General features: G+C 50.0%; 17 protein-coding genes and 7 tRNA genes. 1 reads left to right on the top strand and 23 read right to left on the bottom strand.

Going from position 1 to position 22,263, the window contains the following annotated elements:
- Positions 1-27 precede the first annotated feature (27 nt).
- From gshA to pncC, 20 genes are all read right to left on the bottom strand, one after another.
- Complete coding sequence (gene gshA / locus K6Q96_RS02755) at positions 28-1,602, bottom strand: glutamate--cysteine ligase (RefSeq protein ID WP_434802156.1); 1,575 nt, start codon at positions 1,600-1,602, stop codon at positions 28-30.
- Positions 1,603-1,714: 112 nt separating this feature from the next.
- Entirely contained in the window at positions 1,715-4,543 is a 2,829-nt protein-coding gene (locus tag K6Q96_RS02750; protein WP_251877614.1) for a M16 family metallopeptidase, read from the bottom strand.
- A 21-nt stretch (positions 4,544-4,564) separates the two neighbouring features.
- Positions 4,565-4,996 carry a YqaA family protein gene (locus K6Q96_RS02745; protein ID WP_046303721.1) on the bottom strand — a complete coding sequence of 144 codons (432 nt, stop codon included), beginning with the start codon at positions 4,994-4,996 and terminating at the stop codon, positions 4,565-4,567.
- A complete protein-coding gene (yqaB, locus tag K6Q96_RS02740) occupies positions 4,983-5,570 on the bottom strand; it encodes a fructose-1-phosphate/6-phosphogluconate phosphatase (protein WP_251877612.1) in 588 nt (195 codons plus the stop codon). Before yqaB ends, K6Q96_RS02745 begins: the two co-directional genes overlap by 14 nt.
- Positions 5,570-6,505 (bottom strand): NADP-dependent oxidoreductase, encoded by a 936-nt coding sequence (locus tag K6Q96_RS02735; protein WP_251877610.1) that lies wholly within the window; start codon positions 6,503-6,505, stop codon positions 5,570-5,572. The genes yqaB and K6Q96_RS02735 overlap by 1 nt, the downstream gene beginning before the upstream one ends.
- A gap of 103 nt (positions 6,506-6,608) precedes the next feature.
- Positions 6,609-7,739: a sodium ion-translocating decarboxylase subunit beta gene (locus K6Q96_RS02730; protein WP_165018790.1), complete on the bottom strand. Its 1,131-nt coding sequence runs from the start codon at positions 7,737-7,739 to the stop codon at positions 6,609-6,611.
- Between the two features lie 10 nt (positions 7,740-7,749).
- The gene (oadA, locus tag K6Q96_RS02725) at positions 7,750-9,534 is read right to left on the bottom strand and encodes a sodium-extruding oxaloacetate decarboxylase subunit alpha (protein WP_251877608.1); all 1,785 of its coding nucleotides are present in this window, start codon (positions 9,532-9,534) and stop codon (positions 7,750-7,752) included.
- A 37-nt stretch (positions 9,535-9,571) separates the two neighbouring features.
- Positions 9,572-9,817, bottom strand: a complete 246-nt coding sequence (locus K6Q96_RS02720) for an oxaloacetate decarboxylase subunit gamma (protein WP_251877606.1) — start codon at positions 9,815-9,817, stop codon at positions 9,572-9,574.
- A 437-nt stretch (positions 9,818-10,254) separates the two neighbouring features.
- Positions 10,255-10,331 (bottom strand) — tRNA-Arg (locus K6Q96_RS02715).
- Positions 10,332-10,374: 43 nt separating this feature from the next.
- Positions 10,375-10,451: transfer RNA gene (locus tag K6Q96_RS02710), tRNA-Arg, on the bottom strand.
- Positions 10,452-10,549: 98 nt separating this feature from the next.
- A tRNA-Arg gene (locus K6Q96_RS02705) sits at positions 10,550-10,626 on the bottom strand.
- A 16-nt stretch (positions 10,627-10,642) separates the two neighbouring features.
- Positions 10,643-10,735, bottom strand: a tRNA-Ser gene (locus K6Q96_RS02700).
- A 10-nt stretch (positions 10,736-10,745) separates the two neighbouring features.
- Positions 10,746-10,822 (bottom strand) — tRNA-Arg (locus K6Q96_RS02695).
- A 51-nt stretch (positions 10,823-10,873) separates the two neighbouring features.
- Positions 10,874-10,950, bottom strand: a tRNA-Arg gene (locus K6Q96_RS02690).
- A gap of 12 nt (positions 10,951-10,962) precedes the next feature.
- Positions 10,963-11,055 (bottom strand) — tRNA-Ser (locus K6Q96_RS02685).
- A gap of 277 nt (positions 11,056-11,332) precedes the next feature.
- Complete coding sequence (csrA, locus tag K6Q96_RS02680) at positions 11,333-11,530, bottom strand: carbon storage regulator CsrA (protein WP_002537591.1); 198 nt, start codon at positions 11,528-11,530, stop codon at positions 11,333-11,335.
- 483 nt (positions 11,531-12,013) lie between these two features.
- Positions 12,014-14,596, bottom strand: a complete 2,583-nt coding sequence (gene alaS, locus K6Q96_RS02675) for an alanine--tRNA ligase (protein WP_251877604.1) — start codon at positions 14,594-14,596, stop codon at positions 12,014-12,016.
- A gap of 155 nt (positions 14,597-14,751) precedes the next feature.
- Positions 14,752-15,183: a regulatory protein RecX gene (locus K6Q96_RS02670; protein WP_434802155.1), complete on the bottom strand. Its 432-nt coding sequence runs from the start codon at positions 15,181-15,183 to the stop codon at positions 14,752-14,754.
- A 17-nt stretch (positions 15,184-15,200) separates the two neighbouring features.
- Positions 15,201-16,244, bottom strand: a complete 1,044-nt coding sequence (gene recA / locus K6Q96_RS02665; RefSeq protein WP_251877600.1) for a recombinase RecA — start codon at positions 16,242-16,244, stop codon at positions 15,201-15,203.
- A gap of 113 nt (positions 16,245-16,357) precedes the next feature.
- The gene (gene pncC, locus K6Q96_RS02660) at positions 16,358-16,855 is read right to left on the bottom strand and encodes a nicotinamide-nucleotide amidase (protein WP_251877598.1); all 498 of its coding nucleotides are present in this window, start codon (positions 16,853-16,855) and stop codon (positions 16,358-16,360) included.
- A gap of 149 nt (positions 16,856-17,004) precedes the next feature.
- Here pncC and mutS point away from each other — a divergent pair, with 149 nt between their 5' ends.
- Positions 17,005-19,545: a DNA mismatch repair protein MutS gene (mutS, locus tag K6Q96_RS02655; RefSeq protein ID WP_434802162.1), complete on the top strand. Its 2,541-nt coding sequence runs from the start codon at positions 17,005-17,007 to the stop codon at positions 19,543-19,545.
- Positions 19,546-19,633: 88 nt separating this feature from the next.
- On the opposite strand, the gene rpoS is transcribed toward mutS, so the two are convergent.
- From rpoS to K6Q96_RS02640, 3 genes are read right to left on the bottom strand one after another with little or no spacing between them, the layout of a single operon-like run.
- Positions 19,634-20,611, bottom strand: a complete 978-nt coding sequence (gene rpoS, locus K6Q96_RS02650) for an RNA polymerase sigma factor RpoS (protein ID WP_251877594.1) — start codon at positions 20,609-20,611, stop codon at positions 19,634-19,636.
- Between the two features lie 54 nt (positions 20,612-20,665).
- Complete coding sequence (gene nlpD / locus K6Q96_RS02645) at positions 20,666-21,628, bottom strand: murein hydrolase activator NlpD (RefSeq protein WP_251877592.1); 963 nt, start codon at positions 21,626-21,628, stop codon at positions 20,666-20,668.
- Between the two features lie 10 nt (positions 21,629-21,638).
- The gene (locus K6Q96_RS02640) at positions 21,639-22,259 is read right to left on the bottom strand and encodes a protein-L-isoaspartate(D-aspartate) O-methyltransferase (RefSeq protein ID WP_251877590.1); all 621 of its coding nucleotides are present in this window, start codon (positions 22,257-22,259) and stop codon (positions 21,639-21,641) included.
- Positions 22,260-22,263 lie beyond the last annotated feature (4 nt).

Raw genomic sequence — 22,263 nt, 5'->3', positions numbered from 1 at the left:
CCTGTTTAATATCAAATAGGTCTAGTACTAAAGCGATACACTATCACCAAAATACTCGGCCAGATACTGCTCGAAGCTGATACCGTCGCCTTGCTCCACATCTTGCTGACGTTTTAAGCTGGCTTCGCTTTCTGATTCAAACTGTTGCTTGGAGAAAGTCTGGTAGTCGCCCTCTGCAAACCAAATCTGGTTGTGGCGTGCAATACCCAGACCCACTTTACCGATGCTTTTATTATCGAGTACATCTTTCAGCAGTTTCGCTGATAGTGTTTTATCCGGGTTGTCGAACCAAGATGACAGCTCTTTGCAGACTGACTGGTATTTATCGCCACCGTAAGCACTGTCCATCACCACTGCCAACTCCGCCAGATCAGCAAAGACACGTTGTCCCCATTCAGCTTGAGTCAGTTGCTCGCCATCACAGCCAATTTGCAGCGTCAGACCCGGTTTACGTCCTTCCAACACCACTTTGTTCCAGTTCTCGCGCCAGCATTGCAGCTCACAATCTGTCATTGGTGCAGATTCTGAAAGCGCACACCAGGTGATGAACAAGTCGAGGAAGTACACCTGATAATCATCAATGCCCACCGGGCTGAACGGGTTTACATCCAGCGAGCGCACTTCGATGTATTCAACACCTCCACGCTCCAGCGCTTCAGACGGTTTTTCACCACTTTTCGCTACACGCTTCGGACGAATCGGCGCATAGAGCTCGTTTTCAATCTGGAGTACGTTACTGTTGAGCTGGCGATAACCGTTTTCGTCCTTCACGCCAATCTTCGCAAAGTCAGAAGATGGCGTACCAATTGCCGCGCGCACACCTTGTAGATACTGCTCAAGGCCGTTGAAGCCAATCTTCAGGCTGCTTTGCGCATTATTGGTGTAACCCAAATCGCTCAGGCGAAGTGAGGTCGCGTATGGCAGATAACAGGTACCATTACCCACCTCTTTAAAATCCAGTTTCGACTCGGTTTTGTCGATAAAAGACCCGCACAGCGCTGGTGAAGCACCGAACAGATAAGGGATCATCCAACCAAAGCGGTAGTAGTTTCGGATCAAACCGAAATACGCTTCAGAGACGGATTCCTGTCTTGCGTACGGTGTTTGTTCGCCAAACAACTGCTGCCAGAAACTGCTTGGGAACGAGAAATTAAAATGCACGCCGGAGATGATTTGCATCACGCTGCCATAGCGGTGCTTCAACCCCTGGCGGTACAGGGTCTTCATTCGACCTACGTTTGACGAGCCGTACTGCGCCAACGTGATGTCATCTTCATTCGCGACATAACACGGCATCGACATCGGCCACAAAGATTCTTCGCCCAGTGTGCGATAGGTGAATCGATGAATGTCCTGCAGTTGCGAGATCATTTCAGGCACGGAATAGGTCACCGGCGTGATGAATTCCAGCAATTGCTCGGCGAAGTCGGTGGTAATCCATTGATGAGTCAGGGCAGAGCCTAACGCTTTTGGATGGGCGTCGGAGGACAGCGTGCCTTGTGGTGTGATGCGCAATGCTTCGCGCTCAACACCTCGGCCAATGCCTTTGAGCGCTTCCGGGTTTGCGGAGAACGCTTCCAACCTTTGGGAGAAACTAGTCAAGGCTGCACTCGTTTATTGTCATAAAGCAGTAAGATGGCTAAGCATAATCACTCTTGGTGGCAAAAGCCATCTCACTGTATTTACTCTTGGCTTTCCTGCCGAAGTTTAGGGGTTAATTCTCAACCACTAAACGCTTTACGGGCAGTCCCAGTGTGGAAAGTGCAGGTTCAAGTGTCGCCGCATCTCCCACAATAATCACCTGATACGCGTCAGGTTCGAACCATTTTGCCGCCAGTGCATTGAGGGTTTCTTTTGAAACCGTCTCAATAATCGCTTTCTGCTGCGCTTTGTAATCTGACGACAACTGATGGCGCATCATGTTGGCAATAAGACCGGCTTTATCACCAGGCGTTTCATAGCTCAACGCATCTTTTTGGCCTACGGCAAGTCGCAGGAACTTCAACTCATCGTCAGTGATGCCACTTGACGTCATCTCGTTGAGTTCATTTTGCATTTCGCGGACAGTATCTACCGTACTGTCTGCGCGCACTTGCGCCTGAAATACGACACGGCCTGTGTCCTGATTACCCACCACATAGCCGCCAGCTCCATAAGTGTAGCCTTTGTCCTCACGAAGATTCAGGTTAAGTCGCGAGTTGAAATTTCCAGCCAAGTTGAAGTTTGCCAGTTGGGTTTTGAACATCTCACCCGTTGCGTCATAAGGCATAGCGTGACGTACCATTTGCACCACACTTTGCGGCGCACCTGGTTTGTCCACCAGCCAGATCTGCGATTGTGGATATTGCTTGAGCTCTGCTGGCGCTGGCGCAGTGGCCTTATTACCTTTCCAGCGGCTCAAGCCGTTCACTTTAGACAGTAAGGTTTGCTTATCAATGTCTCCGACCGCAATCAGTCGCGCATTGTCGGGCGTGTAATTATCTACATAGAACTGTTTCACATCATCAAGCGTCAGACCACTCAAAGTTTCCCTGGTGCCTTCTGACGGCAAAGCGTGCCAAGGGTCACTGTAGAGCACTTCACGTCTGGCCTGTCCAGCCTGCCATTGCGGCGTTTGGTGACTGAAATGAATACCTTCCAGTGCCTGCTTCTTTAAGCGGTCGAAATCTGCTTCATCGAAGCGCGGATTAAACAGTATGTCACCAGCAAGCGTCAGGGTTTCACGCAGGTTTTTGGTCAATGAGGAAACACTGATTGTAGTGCCACGTGATGACGCGCTGATGCTTATGCTTGAGCCCAGGCGATCTAACTCAGCAGCAATATCTTCACTGCTTCGATGGGTCGTGCCTTCAGATATCAAATCTGCCGTCAGCGACGCCAATCCACTCTTGCCCTTGGGCTCCATCAAGCTTCCGGCAGGAAGCACCAGATGCGCAGTCACTGTTGGCGTTTCGTTTGATTCAGCGCCGGAGATCTCAATCCCATTGCCCAGCTTGGCGTGATAAAGTTCAGGCACTTTCACCGATACTGAACCGTTAGGACCCGGTGGTACGCTGCGATCAAACGTTTCCGGGGTGTAACGCATCGCCGACTTTTCTGACTCACCGGATGATGTCGCCCGGGTTGCGGTGTAGTTTTGCTCGGCCGCTTGCAGGCGTTTTTGACCTCTAGGTACCACTGACACATTCACCGAAGGCTGTTGCCATACAAAACGGTTAAAGGCATTTTCCACATCTTGGGTGGTCACGCCATTCAGCTTATCAAGCCAGCTTGCCAGCCTGTCTGGGTCACCATAGAAGGTTTCATTCGACGCAAGCTGGGAAACCTTACCCTGCACACTTTGCAGGCCAAACACAGCACCTGCTTCCGCGCTGCCTTTCACCTGTTCCAGATCGTCTTCTTTGATGCCGCGGACTTTGAGTGAATCCAGCACCTTCATCACATCACCGCGAAGCTCGCTAAGATCCTGACCACGATTACCTAGCACGTAAAGCTGGAAGTTACAGGAAAGCTCTGCACAATCCTGATAGGCACTAGCACTGAGCGCTTTGCCCGGTTTCACCAAATCTTGATACAGCAGGCTGTTGCGCCCTTGGCCTAACACCGAGCCCAACATGTCGACCGCCACGCGGGAATCTGCATTCGGGTATTCAGTTGGCCAGCTCATTACCAGCATTGGCTGCTGAATATTGTCTTCGAGTGTCACAAAACGGTCAGCGTCAATAGTCACAGGCCATTTGTCCGCCGCTTTCACTTCCGGTCCACGTTGGATATCACCAAAGTATTTGTTCACCCACTTCAGCGCCTGCTCAACATCGATATCACCGCCAATGGTTAGCGTGGCATTGTTCGGTCCATACCAACGCAAGAAGAAGTCTTTCAAATCGTCAACATCAACGCCGTTCAAATCTTCCACATAGCCAATCGTCGGCCAGCTATAAGGGTGAGTTGGCGGATAAAGCGCCGCGGCCAGGGTTTCATGGACCAAGCCATACGGGCGGTTTTCGAAGTTCTGAGCACGTTCGTTTTTCACCGTATCACGCTGGATTTCAAACTTACGCTGGGAGACCGCTTCAAGCAGAAACCCCATTCTGTCCGATTCCAGCCACAGCATTTTTTCCAGCTCATTGGCAGGCACAGTTTGATAGTAGTTGGTGCGATCACGGTTAGTGGTGCCATTGACGCTACCACCAGATTCGGTGACAAATTTGAAATGCTGCTGATCGCCGACATGCTTCGAACCTTGGAACATCATGTGCTCGAAGAAATGCGCAAAACCAGATTTACCCGGTTCTTCACGCGCGGAGCCGACATGATATGTCACGTCCACATGCACCAGAGGATCAGAATCATCCGGGTGCAAGACCACTGTCAGGCCGTTGTCCAGCTGGTACTTTTGATAAGGAATCGACGGGGTGTTCTCGCCTGCTTTCTCTTGTTCGATAAACGTGATGCCCTCAGGCAGTGAAGGCTGGGAAGTGGCCTGATACACGCCACACCCCGACAGCCCTAATACAGCGGCAGTGAGGATAAAATAACGCACTAACTATCCTTTCTATGATCGTTAAAACAGAAGGCCTCGAGTGACCAGTGCCAGAATGAGATAACGCAGCGCTTTGCCGATCGCAATCAAGATCCAGCACCAACGTTGTTTGAGTCTCAGCCATCCGGCAGCAAGACAAAGGGGGTCACCAATAATGGGAAGCCAGCTTAGGAGCAACGTCCAGTAACCATAACGTTGCAACCAGCTAATGGCTCTTTGACCGTGTTTTTGGTTAAGGGTTCGCGCGGGAATAAAACGGCCTATCCAATAGTTAGTCATGCCACCAAGGGTATTACCCAAAGTCGCTACCATAACCAGTATGGCGATACCGTAATCACTCTGCTTAAGAAGGTAAATCAGGTTGGCTTCAGAGCCACCAGGAAGCAAGGTTGCGCTGAGAAAACCGGTCGAAAACAAGACCCACAGCGCAGAGTCACCACTAATCCAATCCAACGTCTGTCACCCGTACATCTATGACATCCATCCCTGCTGCCGCCGCAGCGTCAATACCAAATATCGCGTCTTCAAACACCAGACACCTTTCCGGTGACACTTGCACCAGCTGCGCACAGTGCAAAAAGGTATCCGGCGCAGGTTTGTGGGCGGAGACCTGATCCGCCCCCACCACATAATCAAACAAATGAAGAAGCCCAGATTTCTCCAGCATTCTCGTCGCAATGTCAGTCAAGGTTCCTGTTCCCACTGCCATCGGCTTTTTGCCTACATAGTATTTGGCCACTTCGACAAACGGCAGTTGCTCAAGATGATCTTCCATCAAGTATTTGAAAGACTGTGTTTTGTGGTCAGCCAATGTTTGGGGCTCAATAGCGAGCCCCAACTCTTTCACCAGAGTTTGAGCCGTCAAAATCGTCGGACTGCCACCACGGGAGTGATACCAACTTTCATCAACCTCAAACCCAAAGTCAGAGGCTGTTTGCTGCCAAGCAGCAAAGTGCGCAGGCATGGAATCTAGCAGCGTGCCATCGAGGTCGAAAATCAGTGCTTCGTATTTGTCATAGCGACTCATTATTGCGGGATCTCCAAAAGAATTTTTCCACGGGTTCTGCCGCTTTGGATATCGACATGCGCCTGAACTCCGTCTTCAAGCGGATAGATTTTACTGATTTCGATGGTAAGCGATTTGTCCGACACCGCATTCAGCAGCCCATCAAGCTGGGTAACATTCGGCTGTACCAGCATCCCTTGAGCAATGACACCACGTTTCTCTGCCGCTTCGATAATGCGCGGAGCCGTAATGGTTGGCACAGTGACCACACGACCACCGGCTTTCACTGAAGCCAATGCCGCTTCGCCAACATCGCCGCCCATCAGGTCAATCAGCACATCAATGTCCTCAATCTGCTGTTCAAGCGGTGCTTTGCCATAATCCAAAGCGGTAGCCCCCAGCGAAGAAACAAACTCTTCATTTTTGGCGGAGCAACTGGCAAAGACATCTGCGCCCTTGGCTTTCGCGAGTTGGATGGCGATATGGCCAACACCCCCTGCGCCTGCCAGGATAAGTACTCTGTCGTCTTTGGTCGTATTGACTAACTCAAGCGCCTGCAATGCTGTCAGACCCGCAACGGGAAGCGTTGAGGCTTGATCCAAAGACACATCCTCCGGTACAAAAGAGAGCGCGTCAGAAGGTGCACAAAGATACTGGCCATAGCCCCCACCTTCGACAATACGTCCCACGACACGATCACCAGCCTTAAACTGTCCGCTGTCATGCACGACCACACCTGCTGCATCAAAGCCAGGCGTCCAGGGCAAGCTGTCTCTGATTTTCTCTGCGCCCCAGCCAAGACCTGCACGGGTTTTAGCGTCGATCGGGTTGACGCCCGCGAACACCACTTTCACCAGTACCAGACCCTCAGATGGTGTTGGAATATCGGTTTGTTGCAGCTTGAGGGTATCTGGTCCACCGAAAGCAGTGATGGCAAGTTGAAGATTCTGTGGCATGGTTTCGTCCTTTTCTGCACCAGCGTTTTTTTCAAGTGTTAATAAAAAAGGCGGAAGACTCAATGCCTTCCGCCTTATTATTTTGTGAACGTATTTTAAAGGGTTAGCCGACCAGTGCCAGCAGAACACCTGCTGCAACCGCTGAGCCCAATACACCTGCGACGTTTGGCCCCATTGCGTGCATCAACAGGAAGTTATGCGGGTTGGAATCAAGACCCACCTTGTTAACCACACGTGCAGCCATAGGTACAGCCGAAACACCTGCCGCACCAATCAGTGGGTTGATGTTGTCTTTGCTGTATTTGTTCAAAAGCTTCGCCATCAATACACCAGCCGCAGTACCGATACTGAACGCGACCGCCCCCAACACCAGAATACCCAGCGTTTCAAACTTCAGGAATGATTCTGCCTGAAGCTTAGAACCGACTGCCAGACCCAGGAAGATGGTCACGATGTTGATCAGCTCGTTTTGTGCCGTATTTGACAAACGGTCAACCACACCACATTCACGCATCAGATTACCCAGACAGAACATACCAACCAGCGGTGTCGCTGAAGGCAGGAACAGAATAGCCATCATCAGTACCGCCAATGGGAAGATGATTTTCTCTGTCTTAGACACGTGACGCAGTTGCTGCATCTCGATCTTACGCTCTTCCTCGTTGGTCAGCAGCTTCATGATTGGCGGCTGGATAATTGGCACCAGCGCCATGTAGCTGTACGCCGCAACTGCAATAGCACCCAACAAGTCTGGAGACAGGCGACTGGCCAGGAAGATTGCCGTTGGGCCGTCCGCACCACCGATAATCGCGATAGATGCCGCATCTGCCAGTGAGAACTCCATCCCCGGCACTAGGTTCAGTAAAATGGCACCAAACAGGGTAGCGAAGATACCAAACTGCGCAGCTGCGCCCAGCCAAAGGGTACGAGGGTTGGCAATCAATGCACCGAAGTCAGTCATGGCACCCACGCCCATAAAGATCAGCAGTGGGAAGATTCCAGATTCAATGCCTACGTAATAAACGTAATACAGCACGCCACCCGGCTCAGTAAAGCCGGCATTAGGGATATTCGCGAGGATGGCACCAAAGCCGATTGGCAGCAAAAGCAAGGGTTCAAAACCCTTACGAATCGCCAAAAACAACAGGCAACAACCGACAGTGATCATTACGAGCTGGCCAAAATCAAAGTTGGCCAGACCGGTTTCACTCCAGAGGATTAACAAACCTTCCATGATTTTCCTCTTACGCCAGGCTCAGTAGCGGTGAACCAACGGTAACAGAGTCACCTTCTTTCACCATTACGTCTTGCACGACACCAGCGCGAGTTGCGCGAACTTCTGTTTCCATCTTCATTGCTTCCAGGATAAGTAGCACATCGCCTTCCTGAACCTGATGACCTTGTTTTGCAACCACTTTGAAGATGTTACCCGCCAGAGGCGCTGCAACTGCTTCTGATGCACCAGCTGTTGGTGCAGGGGCAGGAGCTGCAGTTGGCGCTGCCGCAGAAGGCGTCACAGATGTCAGCTCGCCTTGCGGACCAACGACCACATCATAAACCTGACCGTTTACCTGAACGCTGTAAGCTTCAGTGCCACCGGCAGAAGCTGGAGCTGCAGGAGCAGCTGCGACTTCAGGTTCAGAACCTGGTACTGGCTCAAAGGCATCCGGGTTGCCACGGTTTTTCAGGAATTTCAGACCAACCTGTGGGAACAGAGAGTAAGTCAGAACGTCGTCAACCTGCGCTTCTGCCAGTAAGATGCCTTCCTCTTTCGACTTGGCAATCAGCTCTTCAGTCAGAATGTGAAGCTCTGGTTCAATGAGATCAGCAGGACGACAGGTAATCGCCTCTCCACCATCCAGAACACGCGCCTGAAGTTCTTTGTTCACTTCTGCAGGTGCTGCGCCGTATTCACCTTTCAGCACGCCAGCTGTTTCTTTGGTGATGCTCTTGTAGCGTTCACCCGTCAGTACGTTGATAACCGCCTGAGTACCAACGATTTGAGAAGTTGGTGTCACAAGTGGGATATAACCCAAGTCTTCGCGAACGCGTGGAATCTCTTCCAGTACTTCATCCAGACGATCTGCTGCGCCCTGCTCTTTAAGCTGGCCTTCCATGTTAGTCAGCATGCCACCCGGAACCTGAGCAATCAGGATACGAGAATCGACGCCTTTAAGCTGACCTTCAAACTTGGCGTACTTCTTACGAACTCCACGGAAGTAAGCGGCAATTGGCTCGATTTTTTCGAGTTGCAGACCAGTATCACGCTCGGTACCTTGCAGCATAGCCACAACGGTTTCGGTTGGCGTGTGGCCGTAAGTTTGGCTCATCGAAGAGATCGCGGTGTCCAACACATCCAGACCCGCTTCTACCGCTTTAACCGCGGTAGCAGTAGAAAGACCGGTTGTTGCATGACAGTGCAGCGCAAGAGGGATATCACAAGAAGCTTTGATGCGCTTTATCAGCTCTTCTGCCTCATAAGGCTTGAGCAGACCAGACATGTCTTTGATACATAGGGAGTGACAGCCCAGATCTTCAAGGCGTTTTGCCAGATCAGTCCAGGTGTCCAATGTGTGGTAAGGGCTGGTGGTGTAAGACAACGTACCTTGAGCATGCGCGCCAACATCCACCGCGGATTTCACCGCTTTCTCAAAGTTACGCACGTCATTCATCGCATCAAAAATACGGAATACGTCCATACCGTTGGCATGAGCACGCTCAACAAATTTCTCTACCACGTCATCTGCATAATGGCGATAACCCAGAAGGTTCTGACCACGCAGCAGCATTTGCATTGGGGTTTTCGGCATCGCTTTTTTCAGTTCGCGCAGGCGAACCCATGGATCTTCACCCAAGAAACGGATACAGGCATCAAATGTAGCGCCGCCCCAGGTTTCCAATGACCAGTAACCGACATCATCTAGCGCAGCGGCAATCGGTAACATGTCATCAAGACGCATACGGGTCGCGAACAGCGATTGGTGCGCATCACGCAAGACAACGTCTGTAATAGCGAGTGGCTTAGACATACGACAAAACTCCTTGTAATTGTATGTTTCGCATCAGCTAGCGCTGGCGATTACGGTATTTATGTACTGCTGCAGAAATCGCAGCAATAGTTTCCCCGGACACCTGACCATTATTGTTATTTGATGGGGTGGTCGTGGTGGTTGCCTGAGGTGGCAACTCTTCGGGGACCAGGCGGGACATCAGCTTCACCAGACCGACCAGGATGGTAAGAAAGACGAAAACCACTACCATGCCTGTCAGCATGAGTGTGGCAGCGTGCTGGAGAGTACTACTCAAATCCATATGTTTGCTTCCTTGCAGGTTACCGTATTCCATTTACCGGAAAATCGGCACGACTTTTCTCAACGAAACGTATTTTACATTTTGTTGAGAATTTACTCACTCAGTTAAGTTGTTGGTCAAAATACTAACAAAACGCAATAATGACAATCCTGCAATTCTCATCATTTGCTTCATTTTCGGCCTCTGACGCAATAAACACGGACAATTGTTACCATATTGTTAATACTGGACACCTAAAATAGGGTGCAACTTGTTGCGGAAAGTTCGCATAGTAAAAATGCTATTTTTTAGTGAGTTAATCGGTTTTTTCTCGAATGAGAAGAACAGTGAGCAGATAAAGTAGTAAAAGTATAAAAACAGAGAATATGTAGAAAAGTAAGGCTTTTGAGACAGTGAGATATTAGTCGGAAGTTTCGAATAGAAATGCAGAAAAGGAATGGCGCGACCGGGAGGATTCGAACCTCCGACCGCCTGGTTCGTAGCCAGGTACTCTATCCAGCTGAGCTACGGTCGCGCAGGCATTGATTGTATAAAGTTCAATCAAGATAAAAGTGAAATGGCGCGCTCGGGAGGATTCGAACCTCCGACCGCCTGGTTCGTAGCCAGGTACTCTATCCAGCTGAGCTACGAGCGCGCAGTAAACACTTTATGCATCATCCGGATGCCAGCGCTTCGTCGGAAACGGAGCTTCGTCCTTAGAAAGGCTATTGCCTTGAGGAGGGTAAATTAGGATGGCGCGTCCGGGAGGATTCGAACCTCCGACCGCCTGGTTCGTAGCCAGGTACTCTATCCAGCTGAGCTACGGACGCGCAACTAATTTACAAATGGCGGTGAAGGAGGGATTCGAACCCTCGATACGGCTACAAACCGTATACTCCCTTAGCAGGGGAGCGCCTTCAGCCTCTCGGCCACCTCACCGCACAAATCATGGCGCGCTCGGGAGGATTCGAACCTCCGACCGCCTGGTTCGTAGCCAGGTACTCTATCCAGCTGAGCTACGAGCGCACAACAATTCGGGCTGTTTTTCGGAATCTACCAAAAAAACAAAAATAATAATGGCGCGTCCGGGAGGATTCGAACCTCCGACCGCCTGGTTCGTAGCCAGGTACTCTATCCAGCTGAGCTACGGACGCGCAGTGCAAGAATGGCGGTGAAGGAGGGATTCGAACCCTCGATACGGCTACAAACCGTATACTCCCTTAGCAGGGGAGCGCCTTCAGCCTCTCGGCCACCTCACCGTCTTGCGGAGGCACATATTACTTTGAGCCAAGAATATGTCAAACACTTTATCGGGAAAAATCTGCAATCTCGTTGTGTTTGCACACTTCTCCGCCATTTGCCGCTTTAGCAAGGCAAAATCGCCACCAATTGTGTTTTAAATGAACAACCTGAACACCTTAAAAAATCACAGTCTGACAGTCGTTCTCGGTCTTCGGTTGGTCAGTTTATTTACGATTAGGTAAAGAAAAGGCCGAGTCAACGTTCGGCCTTTCTGAAAACTCAAATGCGCGGTACTTAGAAGTTGCCGCCAGTTGGTGCTGGGTTGCCCTTCTCTGCCTGTATACGCATGTAGATCTCTTCACGGTGAACAGACACTTCTTTAGGCGCGTTCACACCAATGCGAACTTGGTTGCCTTTTACGCCCAGCACGGTAACAGTCACTTCATCACCAATCATCAGCGTTTCACCTACGCGACGAGTCAAAATCAGCATTCTTCTACTCCTTGAGTATTTACAACTTTCTTATTCGTTGAGTCTGTTTGGTCTTCTAACTGCACGAGGTAAACTCACACGGCAGCGTAAGCTCCGAGATGGACTTTCAACTACTTTCCTTCCTTGCGAGCATCCTTTGCGGGCGACTGCTGTGCTCTCCAAGCGCCCGTCTGGCCTTTCAATATGGCTTATTTCTCTAGCTAACTCCAGCTAACCAATGAGATTTCGCATACCGAATCCAGACATTGTGACCCCTGTTCCCAGAAGATCACGTTGTCAGATACTGCGAGGCAAAAAAAGTTCATCCTACCGGGCAAAAATCAGATGCATGCAGCGGATAAATCATAGCCACACACATTAAGGCGATGCACTATACAGAGTTAAAAAAAAAGTGCAAAGAATAAACTTTACCTACATGCATATAAAAGAAAGGCTTCCATAGGAAGCCTTTCTTTACATTAAATTAGCTACTTTGTGCAGAGCTTAAAGACGCTCTGTCAGCCAAGGAGTAACGGTTTCCAGAGCCGCTGGCAGTGCCGCAGTATCAGAACCACCTGCCTGTGCCATATCAGGACGACCACCGCCTTTACCGCCGACTTGCTGTGCAACCATGTTGACCAGCTCACCTGCTTTCACTTTGCCAGTCAGGTCTTTGGTCACACCGGCAATCAGGCCCACTTTGTCGTCAGACACATTACCCAGGAGCACTACACCGCTACCCATTTGGTTTTTCAAATCATCAACCATGGTACGCAATGCTTTGTTATCTGCGCCGTCCAGCTTGCTGATCAGTACTTTGATACCGTTAATATCCTGTACTTTGTTGATCAAGCTTGCGCTTTCCTGAGCCGCCAGTTTTTCTTTCAGCTGCTGAATTTCTTTTTCCAGAGATTTCGCGCGGCTCTGAGACTCAGACACCTTCTTGGCAAACTCTTTCTGCTGGCTGTAGAACGCGTTTTCAGCACCTTGACCCGTTACCGCTTCAATACGACGTACGCCTGCTGCGATACCGCCTTCAGAAACGATCTTGAGCATACCGATATCACCAGTACGATTGGCGTGAGTACCACCACACAGTTCGATAGAGAAATCGCCCATGGTCAGTACGCGAACATTGTCGTCATACTTCTCGCCGAACAGTGCCATTGCACCTTTCGCTTTTGCCGATTCGATGTCCATGATTTCAGTAGACACATCGTGGTTACGGCGAATTTGTTCGTTCACCAATTTCTCAACAGCGCGCAGCTCTTCTGGTTTCACCGCTTCAAGGTGAGAGAAGTCAAAACGCAGGCCTTCAGCGCGAACCAAAGAACCTTTCTGCTGAACGTGCTCACCCAGTACGATGCGCAGCGCTTCGTGAAGCAAGTGCGTCGCAGAGTGGTTCAGTGCTATCGCCTGGCGACGTTCCGCATTCACTTTTGCTTCCACGTTGTCACCAACGCTCAGCATGCCATCAACCAACTTACCGCGAAGACCAATAGCCGCGCCGTATTTTTGGGTGTCGATAACTTCGAACTTACCCGCATCTGTCATCAGGAAGCCTGCATCACCGCACTGACCGCCTGATTCTGCGTAAAACGGCGTTTGGTCCATGATGATCACAGCTTCGTCTGCCGTTGCCAGCGTCTCAGACGCCATACCATCAACAAAGATGTCCGTGATAAGGCCTTTGCCTTCCGTCGCACCGTAACCGGTGAACTCAGAGTTACCTTCAACTTTGATCACAGAGTTGTAGTCAGTACCAAACTGGCCTGCCTCACGAGCGCGTTGACGCTGCTCTTCCATCGCTGACTCAAAGCCTTCTTCATCAATAGTGAAGCCACGCTCACGAGCCACGTCGTTAGTCAGGTCAGCTGGGAAACCGTAGGTATCGTAAAGTTTGAAGACAGTTTCGCCGTCCAGCACTTTGCCATCCAACGCTTCCAAAGCATCGTTCAGAATTGCCATGCCGCGATCCAGTGTGCGACCGAAGTTTTCTTCTTCAATCTTCAACACTTTCTCGACCATTGCTTGTTGGTTCTTCAGCTCTTCACCAGCGGTACCCATGATCTCTGCCAGAGGGCCAACCAGCTTGTAGAAGTAAGAGCCTGTTGCGCCCAGCTTGTTACCGTGACGAACTGCACGACGAATAATACGACGCAGTACGTAGCCACGACCTTCGTTTGAAGGCATGACGCCATCAACAATCAGGAATGCACATGAACGGATGTGGTCAGCCACAACACGCAGAGACTGATTAGATAGGTCTTCGTAGCCAATCACTTCCGCTGCTGATTTGATCAAGGTTTGGAAGATGTCAATTTCATAGTTTGAGTGAACGCCCTGCATGATCGCAGCGATACGCTCGATGCCCATACCGGTATCAACGGAAGGCTTAGGCAGTGGTTCCATCGTGCCATCGGCATGACGGTTGTACTGCATGAATACGTTATTCCAAATTTCAATGAAGCGGTCGCCGTCCTCTTCTGGAGAACCTGGAGGACCACCCCAGATATGGTCCCCGTGATCGTAGAAGATTTCAGTACATGGACCACAAGGACCAGTATCACCCATCTGCCAGAAGTTGTCTGACTCGTATGGCTTACCGCCTTTCTTGTCGCCAATGCGAACGATACGGTCAGCTGGGATGCCGATTTTCTCGTTCCACAGCGCGAATGCTTCGTCGTCTGTTTCGTAAACCGTCACCATCAGGCGGTCTTTTGGCAGTTGCAGTACTTCAGTCAAGAATTCCCACGCAAAGGCGATGGCATCTTCTTTGAAGTAATCACCGAAGCTGAAGTTACCCAGCATTTCGAAGAAAGTGTGGTGACGGGCAGTGAAGCCTACATTTTCCAGGTCATTATGCTTACCACCAGCACGTACACAGCGCTGCGCTGTTGTCGCTCGGGTATAGGCGCGTTTTTCTAGGCCTAGGAAGCAATCTTTAAACTGGTTCATACCTGCGTTTGTGAACAACAGCGTTGGGTCGTTGGCAGGCACGAGCGATGAGCTAGGCACGATAGTGTGCCCTTTGCTTTCAAAGAATTCGAGAAACGCGCGGCGGATCTCGTCGGTGCTCATGTACATTGGCTAATCCTGAAAATTGGAGTTGTAGTAATCACTGCGTCGCGCAACAGGCGACGTGATCAGAGTCAATTGGCCGACATTGTAAACAACCTGACCAATTGCGAAAAGAGGCATAAACAAGATAGATCGCAGACTATGCCTGCAATCGCTGGGTTTTAGTCGTCTTTTGAGAGGGCATAGCTGATTTGATCAAAGCTGAAACCGCGACTTTGAAGGTAACGGGTCCACTTTGCGCGCTGCTTGAAATCTACCGTCGGTAGGTTACCGTCGTAGTTTCCGAAGCGACGTTTGGCCAGATCTTTTGCAAGTTCGAACCAATCATGTTGTTGGTTTTCCTGCGCAATTTCCAACAATGAAGTACTGATGCCCTTGCGTTTAGCGTCAAAGCATATGCGTTGCCAACCATGACCTTTCGAGGCTCCATGGCTAAGCAGCATTTCGGCAAAACGTTTGTCATCCAGCCAATGGTGGAAAAGACAATGTTCTATTGCGGCATCGATTTCTTCAGGAGGGCACTGTCGCTGCGCCAGTTTCTGACGCAGCTCCAGTTCAGAGTGGTCGCGGCGGGACAGCATGCCCACCGCCAATTCTTTTGCAGTTAAACTCAGAACGCTTCCTCTTCAGGCAACTCAGCGTCGTTGTTCTCTGCTTGTGGCTGACCAGTTTGAAGCAGCATATCACGCAGAGTCTTATCCAATTCTTTCGCGATTTCTGAATTCTCTTTCAGGAATCGACATGCGTTTGCTTTACCCTGACCGATCTTATCGCCGTTGTAGCTGTACCATGCTCCTGCTTTCTCAACCAGCTTGTGTTTCACGCCCAGATCAATCAGCTCACCGTAAAGGTTAATGCCTTCACCGTACATGATTTGGAATTCAGCTTGTTTAAACGGCGCTGCAATCTTGTTCTTTACAACTTTCACACGGGTATCGTTACCCACTACTTCGTCGCCTTCTTTGATAGAGCCAATACGGCGGATATCAAGACGAACAGAAGCATAGAATTTCAGTGCGTTACCACCAGTTGTGGTTTCTGGGTTACCAAACATCACACCAATCTTCATACGGATTTGGTTGATGAAAATCATCAGGGTGTTGCTGTTTTTGATATTCGCCGTCAGTTTACGCATCGCCTGAGAAAGCATACGTGCCTGCAGACCCATGTGAGAGTCACCCATCTCACCTTCAATTTCCGCTTTCGGCGTCAGTGCCGCTACGGAGTCGATAATGATAACGTCAACCGCACCAGAGCGAGTCAATGCATCAGCAATTTCCAGCGCCTGCTCACCAGTATCTGGCTGAGACACCAGCAAGTTGTCGATGTCGACGTGCAGTTTGCGTGCATACACAGGATCCAGTGCGTGCTCCGCATCAATGAACGCACAGGTTTTGCCTTGCTTTTGTGCTTCTGCGATAACTTGCAGTGTCAGAGTGGTTTTACCTGAAGACTCAGGACCATAGATTTCAACAATACGGCCGTATGGCAGACCACCTGCGCCCAGCGCGATATCCAGAGACAGAGAGCCGGTAGAAACGGTTTCAATGTCCATCGTGCGGTCATCACCCAGACGCATGATCGAACCTTTACCGAATTGTTTTTCGATCTGTCCCAGGGCTGCGGCTAACGCCTTCTGTTTGTTGTCGTCCATTTGATTCTCCAACGGAAGCAATAATCGCTCAGATAACTGTTTAATTGATGCTAAGTATACTGTCCATTTATACAGTGTCTAGCCCTGTATAAAATTTTTCTTCGCTTTTCGTGTTACTGCTCCGGTTTTTCGCTTTCTAAATAAGAGAGTAAGCGACATAGACTATGTGCAATGGTGTTGAGGCGGATTTCATGCCTGTCGCCATCAAACAAACAAGTTTCCGTAACAGTACCTTTACGGGTTGCCCAGCCAAAGCACACCATGCCTACTGGCTTTTCTTCACTTCCGCCGGTGGGGCCAGCAATTCCACTGACTGCTAAAGCGAAGTCTGCATTGGCTTCTTTCAATGCCCCTGCCGCCATTTCTGCAACCACTTCTTCGCTCACTGCGCCGTTTTCCACAAGAGTGTCAGTTGCCACACCGACCAATTCACGCTTAGCGTCATTGCTATAGGTTACAAAAGCTCGCTCAAACCAAGCAGAGCTTCCCGCCACCTCGGTCAGTACGTAAGAGATCCCGCCACCCGTGCAAGATTCTGCTGTGGTTATTGTCTGGTTCGACGCTTTCAGTCTTTCGCCAATTTGTGTTGCAAGCTTAACGAGTTGCTCCATGATGTCCTCTTACGGCCTTGTTTTTACTTCATCGCGAGATCGATACTTTACCCATTCATCGCGATTCACGTATCCTTGTTGCCTTCTCTTATCTTTGTAATTTTGCAGGCCAGATAGTGACAGTACAAGCGACAGCAAATCACACGCCGATGATGCAGCAATTTCTAAAAATCAAAGCGCAGCATCCCGAAGAACTTCTTTTCTACCGAATGGGTGATTTCTACGAACTGTTTTATGACGATGCTAAACGCGCATCTCAGTTGCTTGATATCTCTCTGACCAAACGCGGTGCCTCTGCCGGTGAACCGATTCCGATGGCGGGCGTTCCGTACCATTCTGTAGAAGGATACCTCGCCCGTCTGGTTCAGCTCGGAGAATCGGTAGCGATTTGTGAACAAATCGGCGATCCGGCTACCAGCAAAGGGCCAGTCGAGCGCCAGGTTGTTCGTATTGTGACGCCAGGTACCGTTTCCGATGAGGCGCTGTTAAATGAGCGTGTCGATAACCTGCTTGCCGCGATTTTCGCCAACGGCGAGCGATTTGGTTACGCCACACTGGATATCACCTCCGGCCGTTTCCTACTAACTGAACCCGCAACTGAAGAAGAAATGCAGGCAGAATTGCAGCGCACGCGCCCTGCCGAACTCTTGTATCCGGAAGATTTTGCGTTCCCGTCACTGACCGACATGTGCAAAGGAAGCCGCCGTCGCCCTATTTGGGAGTTTGATTTAGAGACGGCAAAACAACAGCTAAACCAACAATTCGGCACTCGGGATTTGGTCGGTTTTGGTGTTGAAGAATGCTCACTTGGTCTGGCAGCTGCAGGCTGCTTGATGCAGTACGTCAAAGACACGCAGCGCACCGCCCTTCCCCACATTCGCGCCTTGATGAAAGAAAACAAAGACCAGTCCGTGATTCTGGATGCCGCCACACGCCGCAATCTGGAACTCACTCAAAATCTGTCGGGTGGATTGGAAAATACTGTCGCTTCTGTCCTGGACAAAACCACTACGCCGATGGGCAGTCGTCTTCTGAAACGCTGGCTCCACCAACCGATGCGTGATTTTAAGATTGTAAACCGTCGTCTGGATGCCATCACTGCTCTGAAAGACACGGGATTGTATGTGGACCTAGCAAGCTCACTTCGCCCTATCGGTGACATGGAACGTATCCTGGGACGACTGGCAATTCGCTCTGCCCGTCCTCGTGACATGGCACGACTCCGCGGTGCATTGCAGCAATTGCCGGAAATAGAAAACCTACTCGATGAAGTGCAGGATGAAGCCATTGCACCGCTGAAACAAGCAAGCGCCCCTATACCAGAGCTTGCTGAGCTACTCGAACGCGCGGTTGTAGAAGCGCCACCGGTAGTTATCCGTGATGGTGGTGTCATTGCCCCTGGCTACAATGCCGAGCTTGATGAATGGCGCGATCTGGCTGATGGTGCCACCCGTTATCTTGAGGAGCTGGAAGCGCGTGAGCGTGACCGTCATGACATTGATACGTTGAAAGTTGGCTTCAACCAGGTTCATGGTTTCTATATTCAGGTCAGCCGCGGTCAAAGTCATCTGGTGCCGCCTCACTATGTCCGCCGCCAAACGCTGAAAAACGCTGAGCGCTATATTATCCCTGAGCTTAAAGAGCACGAAGACAAAGTACTTAACTCCAAATCAAAAGCATTAGCGCTTGAAAAGAAACTCTGGGAAGAGCTCTTCGACCAACTACTACCACATCTTGAGAAGCTGCAACGCGCCGCAGAAGCGCTTTCCACCCTTGATGTGCTGGCAAACCTTGCTGAACGTGCTGAGTCACTGAATTACTGCCGACCAACGCTGAGTGAACAACGTGGCATTGATATCGCTGGTGGTCGTCACCCAGTGGTCGAGCAAGTGCTGGACACCCCATTTATTGCGAACCCAACCTCACTCAATCCAGATCGCCGTATGTTGATCATCACTGGCCCTAATATGGGTGGTAAATCAACCTACATGCGTCAAACTGCGTTGATCACCCTGATGGCACATATCGGCTCGTATGTACCCGCAGAATCCGTCATGTTGGGTCCCGTAGATCGTATTTTCACCCGTATCGGCGCATCCGATGATCTGGCTTCTGGCCGCTCAACCTTCATGGTCGAAATGACAGAGACAGCAAACATTCTTCATAACGCCACCGAAAACAGTCTGGTATTGATGGATGAGATTGGCCGCGGCACCAGCACTTATGATGGCCTCTCACTGGCATGGGCAAGTGCAGAATGGCTCGCAGAGAAGCTCAAAGCGATGACACTGTTTGCGACCCACTACTTTGAGCTGACGGAACTGTCAGGACAAGTACCAGGACTGGTGAATGTGCATTTGGACGCCGTAGAGCATGGGGATGAAATCGCCTTTATGCACGCGGTTCAGGAAGGCGCTGCCAGTAAATCGTATGGCCTTGCTGTAGCTGGGTTAGCTGGAGTACCCAAAACCGTGATTCAGCGGGCAAAGAAAAAACTGCGTCAATTGGAAGCCAGCGGACACGAAGTGGTGACAGGTGAACAAACTACACCAACCAGCAGCGCGGTAGCACAGCTCTCTTTGCTGCCAGAGCTTAGTGAGGTGGAAAAAGCACTGGCCGATGTCGAGCCGGATAACCTGACGCCAAGACAAGCACTTGATGCGTTATACCGACTGAAAACGCTGCTTTAATTTATCAGCACACCAGACATCAAAAACAGAAAAGCCCCAAAAAGGGGCTTTTTTATTGAGCACACAAAGTGGAGATAAAAAGGTGTTATCAATGCTCAGTGTTGAAGAGAGACTCGATGCTCAGTCCCTGATGCGTCAGCATATCACGCAAGCGGCGCAAGCCTTCAACTTGGATTTGGCGAACACGTTCACGCGTCAGGCCAATTTCACGACCCACATCTTCCAACGTTGATGCTTCGTGACCCAGCAGACCGAAACGACGTGCCAGAACTTCACGCTGCTTAGGGTTCAACTCCTGAAGCCAGTGAACGATAGACTTTTTCATGTCATCGTCTTGCGTAGTATTCTCTGGACCACCTTCTTTTTCATCCGGGATGATGTCCAGCAACGCTTTCTCTGAATCACCACCAATCGGATTATCTACCGAACTGATGCGCTCGTTCAGGCGAAGCATGCGGTTCACATCTTCAACTGGCTTGTCGAGTTGCAGGGCGATATCTTCTGCTGTTGGCTCGTGATCCAGCTTTTGTGCCAGCTCGCGAGCAGTACGCAGATAAACATTAAGCTCTTTAACCACATGAATAGGCAGACGGATAGTGCGCGTCTGGTTCATGATGGCACGCTCAATGGTTTGGCGAATCCACCACGTTGCGTAGGTAGAGAAGCGAAAGCCACGTTCAGGATCGAATTTCTCAACCGCTCGGATCAGACCGAGGTTACCTTCTTCAACCAGATCAAGAAGCGCAAGGCCACGGTTAGAGTAACGGCGGGAGATCTTAACCACCAAACGGAGGTTACTTTCGATCATACGTTTGCGGGCTGCTTCGTCACCGCGCAGGGCGCGGCGTGCATAAAGCACTTCCTCTTCTGCTGTTAACAGAGGAGAGTAGCCTATCTCGCTGAGATAGAGTTGTGTTGCATCGAGAGCCTTAGAGGATGCCGCAAATGTTACGGACTCTTCTGCCTCTTCAACGACTTCGTCTTCCGACTCGATTTCGAGTTGTTCCATGTCAACATCTTCAACCATCATGTCGTCGACTTTCTTTGCAGTATTATTCTGACTCATAGCGCCTCCCAATTTGGCGTAGCAGCTAGACAGTACAGCAAGATCTGTCTCGGATTACCGTTTCGGCAAATACCTTAACGGGTTCACCGATTTTCCTTTATAGCGAATCTCGAAGTGCAACCGGACACTGTTTGCACCAGAGCTGCCCATTGAAGCTATTTTTTGCCCCTTTTTGACGCTCTGACGTTCCGAAACAAAGATGCGGTCGTTGTGCGCGTAGGCACTGAGATAATCATCATTGTGTTTAATTATGATTAAATTACCGTAACCTCTAAGCGCGTTGCCCGCGTAAACTACTTTTCCATCTGCAGAAGCATTAATGCTTTGTCCGCGATTACCAGCGATATCTATCCCTTTATTACCAAGCTCTGAGCTTGAAAATCCGGAGATGACACGCCCCTTAGAAGGCCATTGCCAACTAATTTTTACAGGCGTACCTGAAGGCTTTTTAACGGGTTTATCAACAGATGGTTTATTTTTTGTTACAGGTTGACTGTACTCCTTCACTTTTTGCTGTTCAACATTTTTCTTATTTTGAGAAGATGATCCCGACTTATTTTGCGAAGCGGTTTTTTGATTATCTTGCTTGGATTTAGCAGATAATCCTGAAACAGCAGGTGGCTTGATCGCGACAACAGCAGGTGTGGTTGCAGCCCCTACAGTAGAAGCAACAACTACGGCAGTACCAGCACTTGAGTCTTTCTTCCCATAGGCTGGAGGAACATACTTATCCCGCCATAAGTTCAGCTTTTGACCAGGAAAAATCGTGTAAGGAGCATTAAGGTTATTGGCAGAGATAATATCGTTAACATCGCGGTCTGTGATGTACGCGATATAGTACAGAGTGTCGCCTTTCTGCACCTCATAATAGCTGCCGCGGTAACTGCCGCGCTCAATCTCTCCATAATCAGGACCTACACTAGAGACAGGTGCAGGGCTTGTTATTGAGCATGCAGACAATAATCCCAACACAGAGAGAAATACTAAAATTTTCAACTGAATTGAAACCACTACCACCCAAAGTTACCTATGCCAAATCACCAGCTACAAGTGGAACAAATCGAACCGCTTCAATGGCTTTTGTTTCAAATTCGTCACCACGACGCGTGACATGATACAGCGTTTGATCGCTCTCGCCGACAGGCACAATCAAGGATCCGCCGTCAGCAAGTTGTTCCATCAGCACCTGTGGCATGTTTGCCGCAGCCGCTGTGACGATAATGGCATCAAAAGGACCTTTACTTGCCCAACCTTGCCAGCCATCTCCATGTTTTGTAGAGATGTTATACAGCTCAAACTGTTTGAAACGGCGCTTCGCGACCATTTGAAGCTGCTTAATTCGCTCCACGGAATAAACATGCTCAACCAATTGCGCTAGCACACACGTCTGAAAGCCAGATCCTGTTCCTACTTCCAACACACGACTATCATGTTTAAGACCGAGAAGTTCTGTCATTTTCGCAACGATATAGGGCTGAGAAATAGTCTGCCCATGGCCAATAGGCAATGCATTGTTGTCATAAGCCTGGTGAGCCATTGCTTCAGAAACAAAAAGGTGTCTGGGTAAGCGTCCAATGGCTTCCAGTACACGTTGATCTGATATTCCCTGTTCGCGAAGTAGTTGAATAAGTGAATGCGAGTAATTCACTAAT

It is taken from the genome of Grimontia kaedaensis (genome assembly GCF_023746615.1).
GTDB lineage: Bacteria > Pseudomonadota > Gammaproteobacteria > Enterobacterales > Vibrionaceae > Enterovibrio > Enterovibrio kaedaensis.
This window is presented reverse-complemented; position numbering and strand designations above follow the sequence as displayed.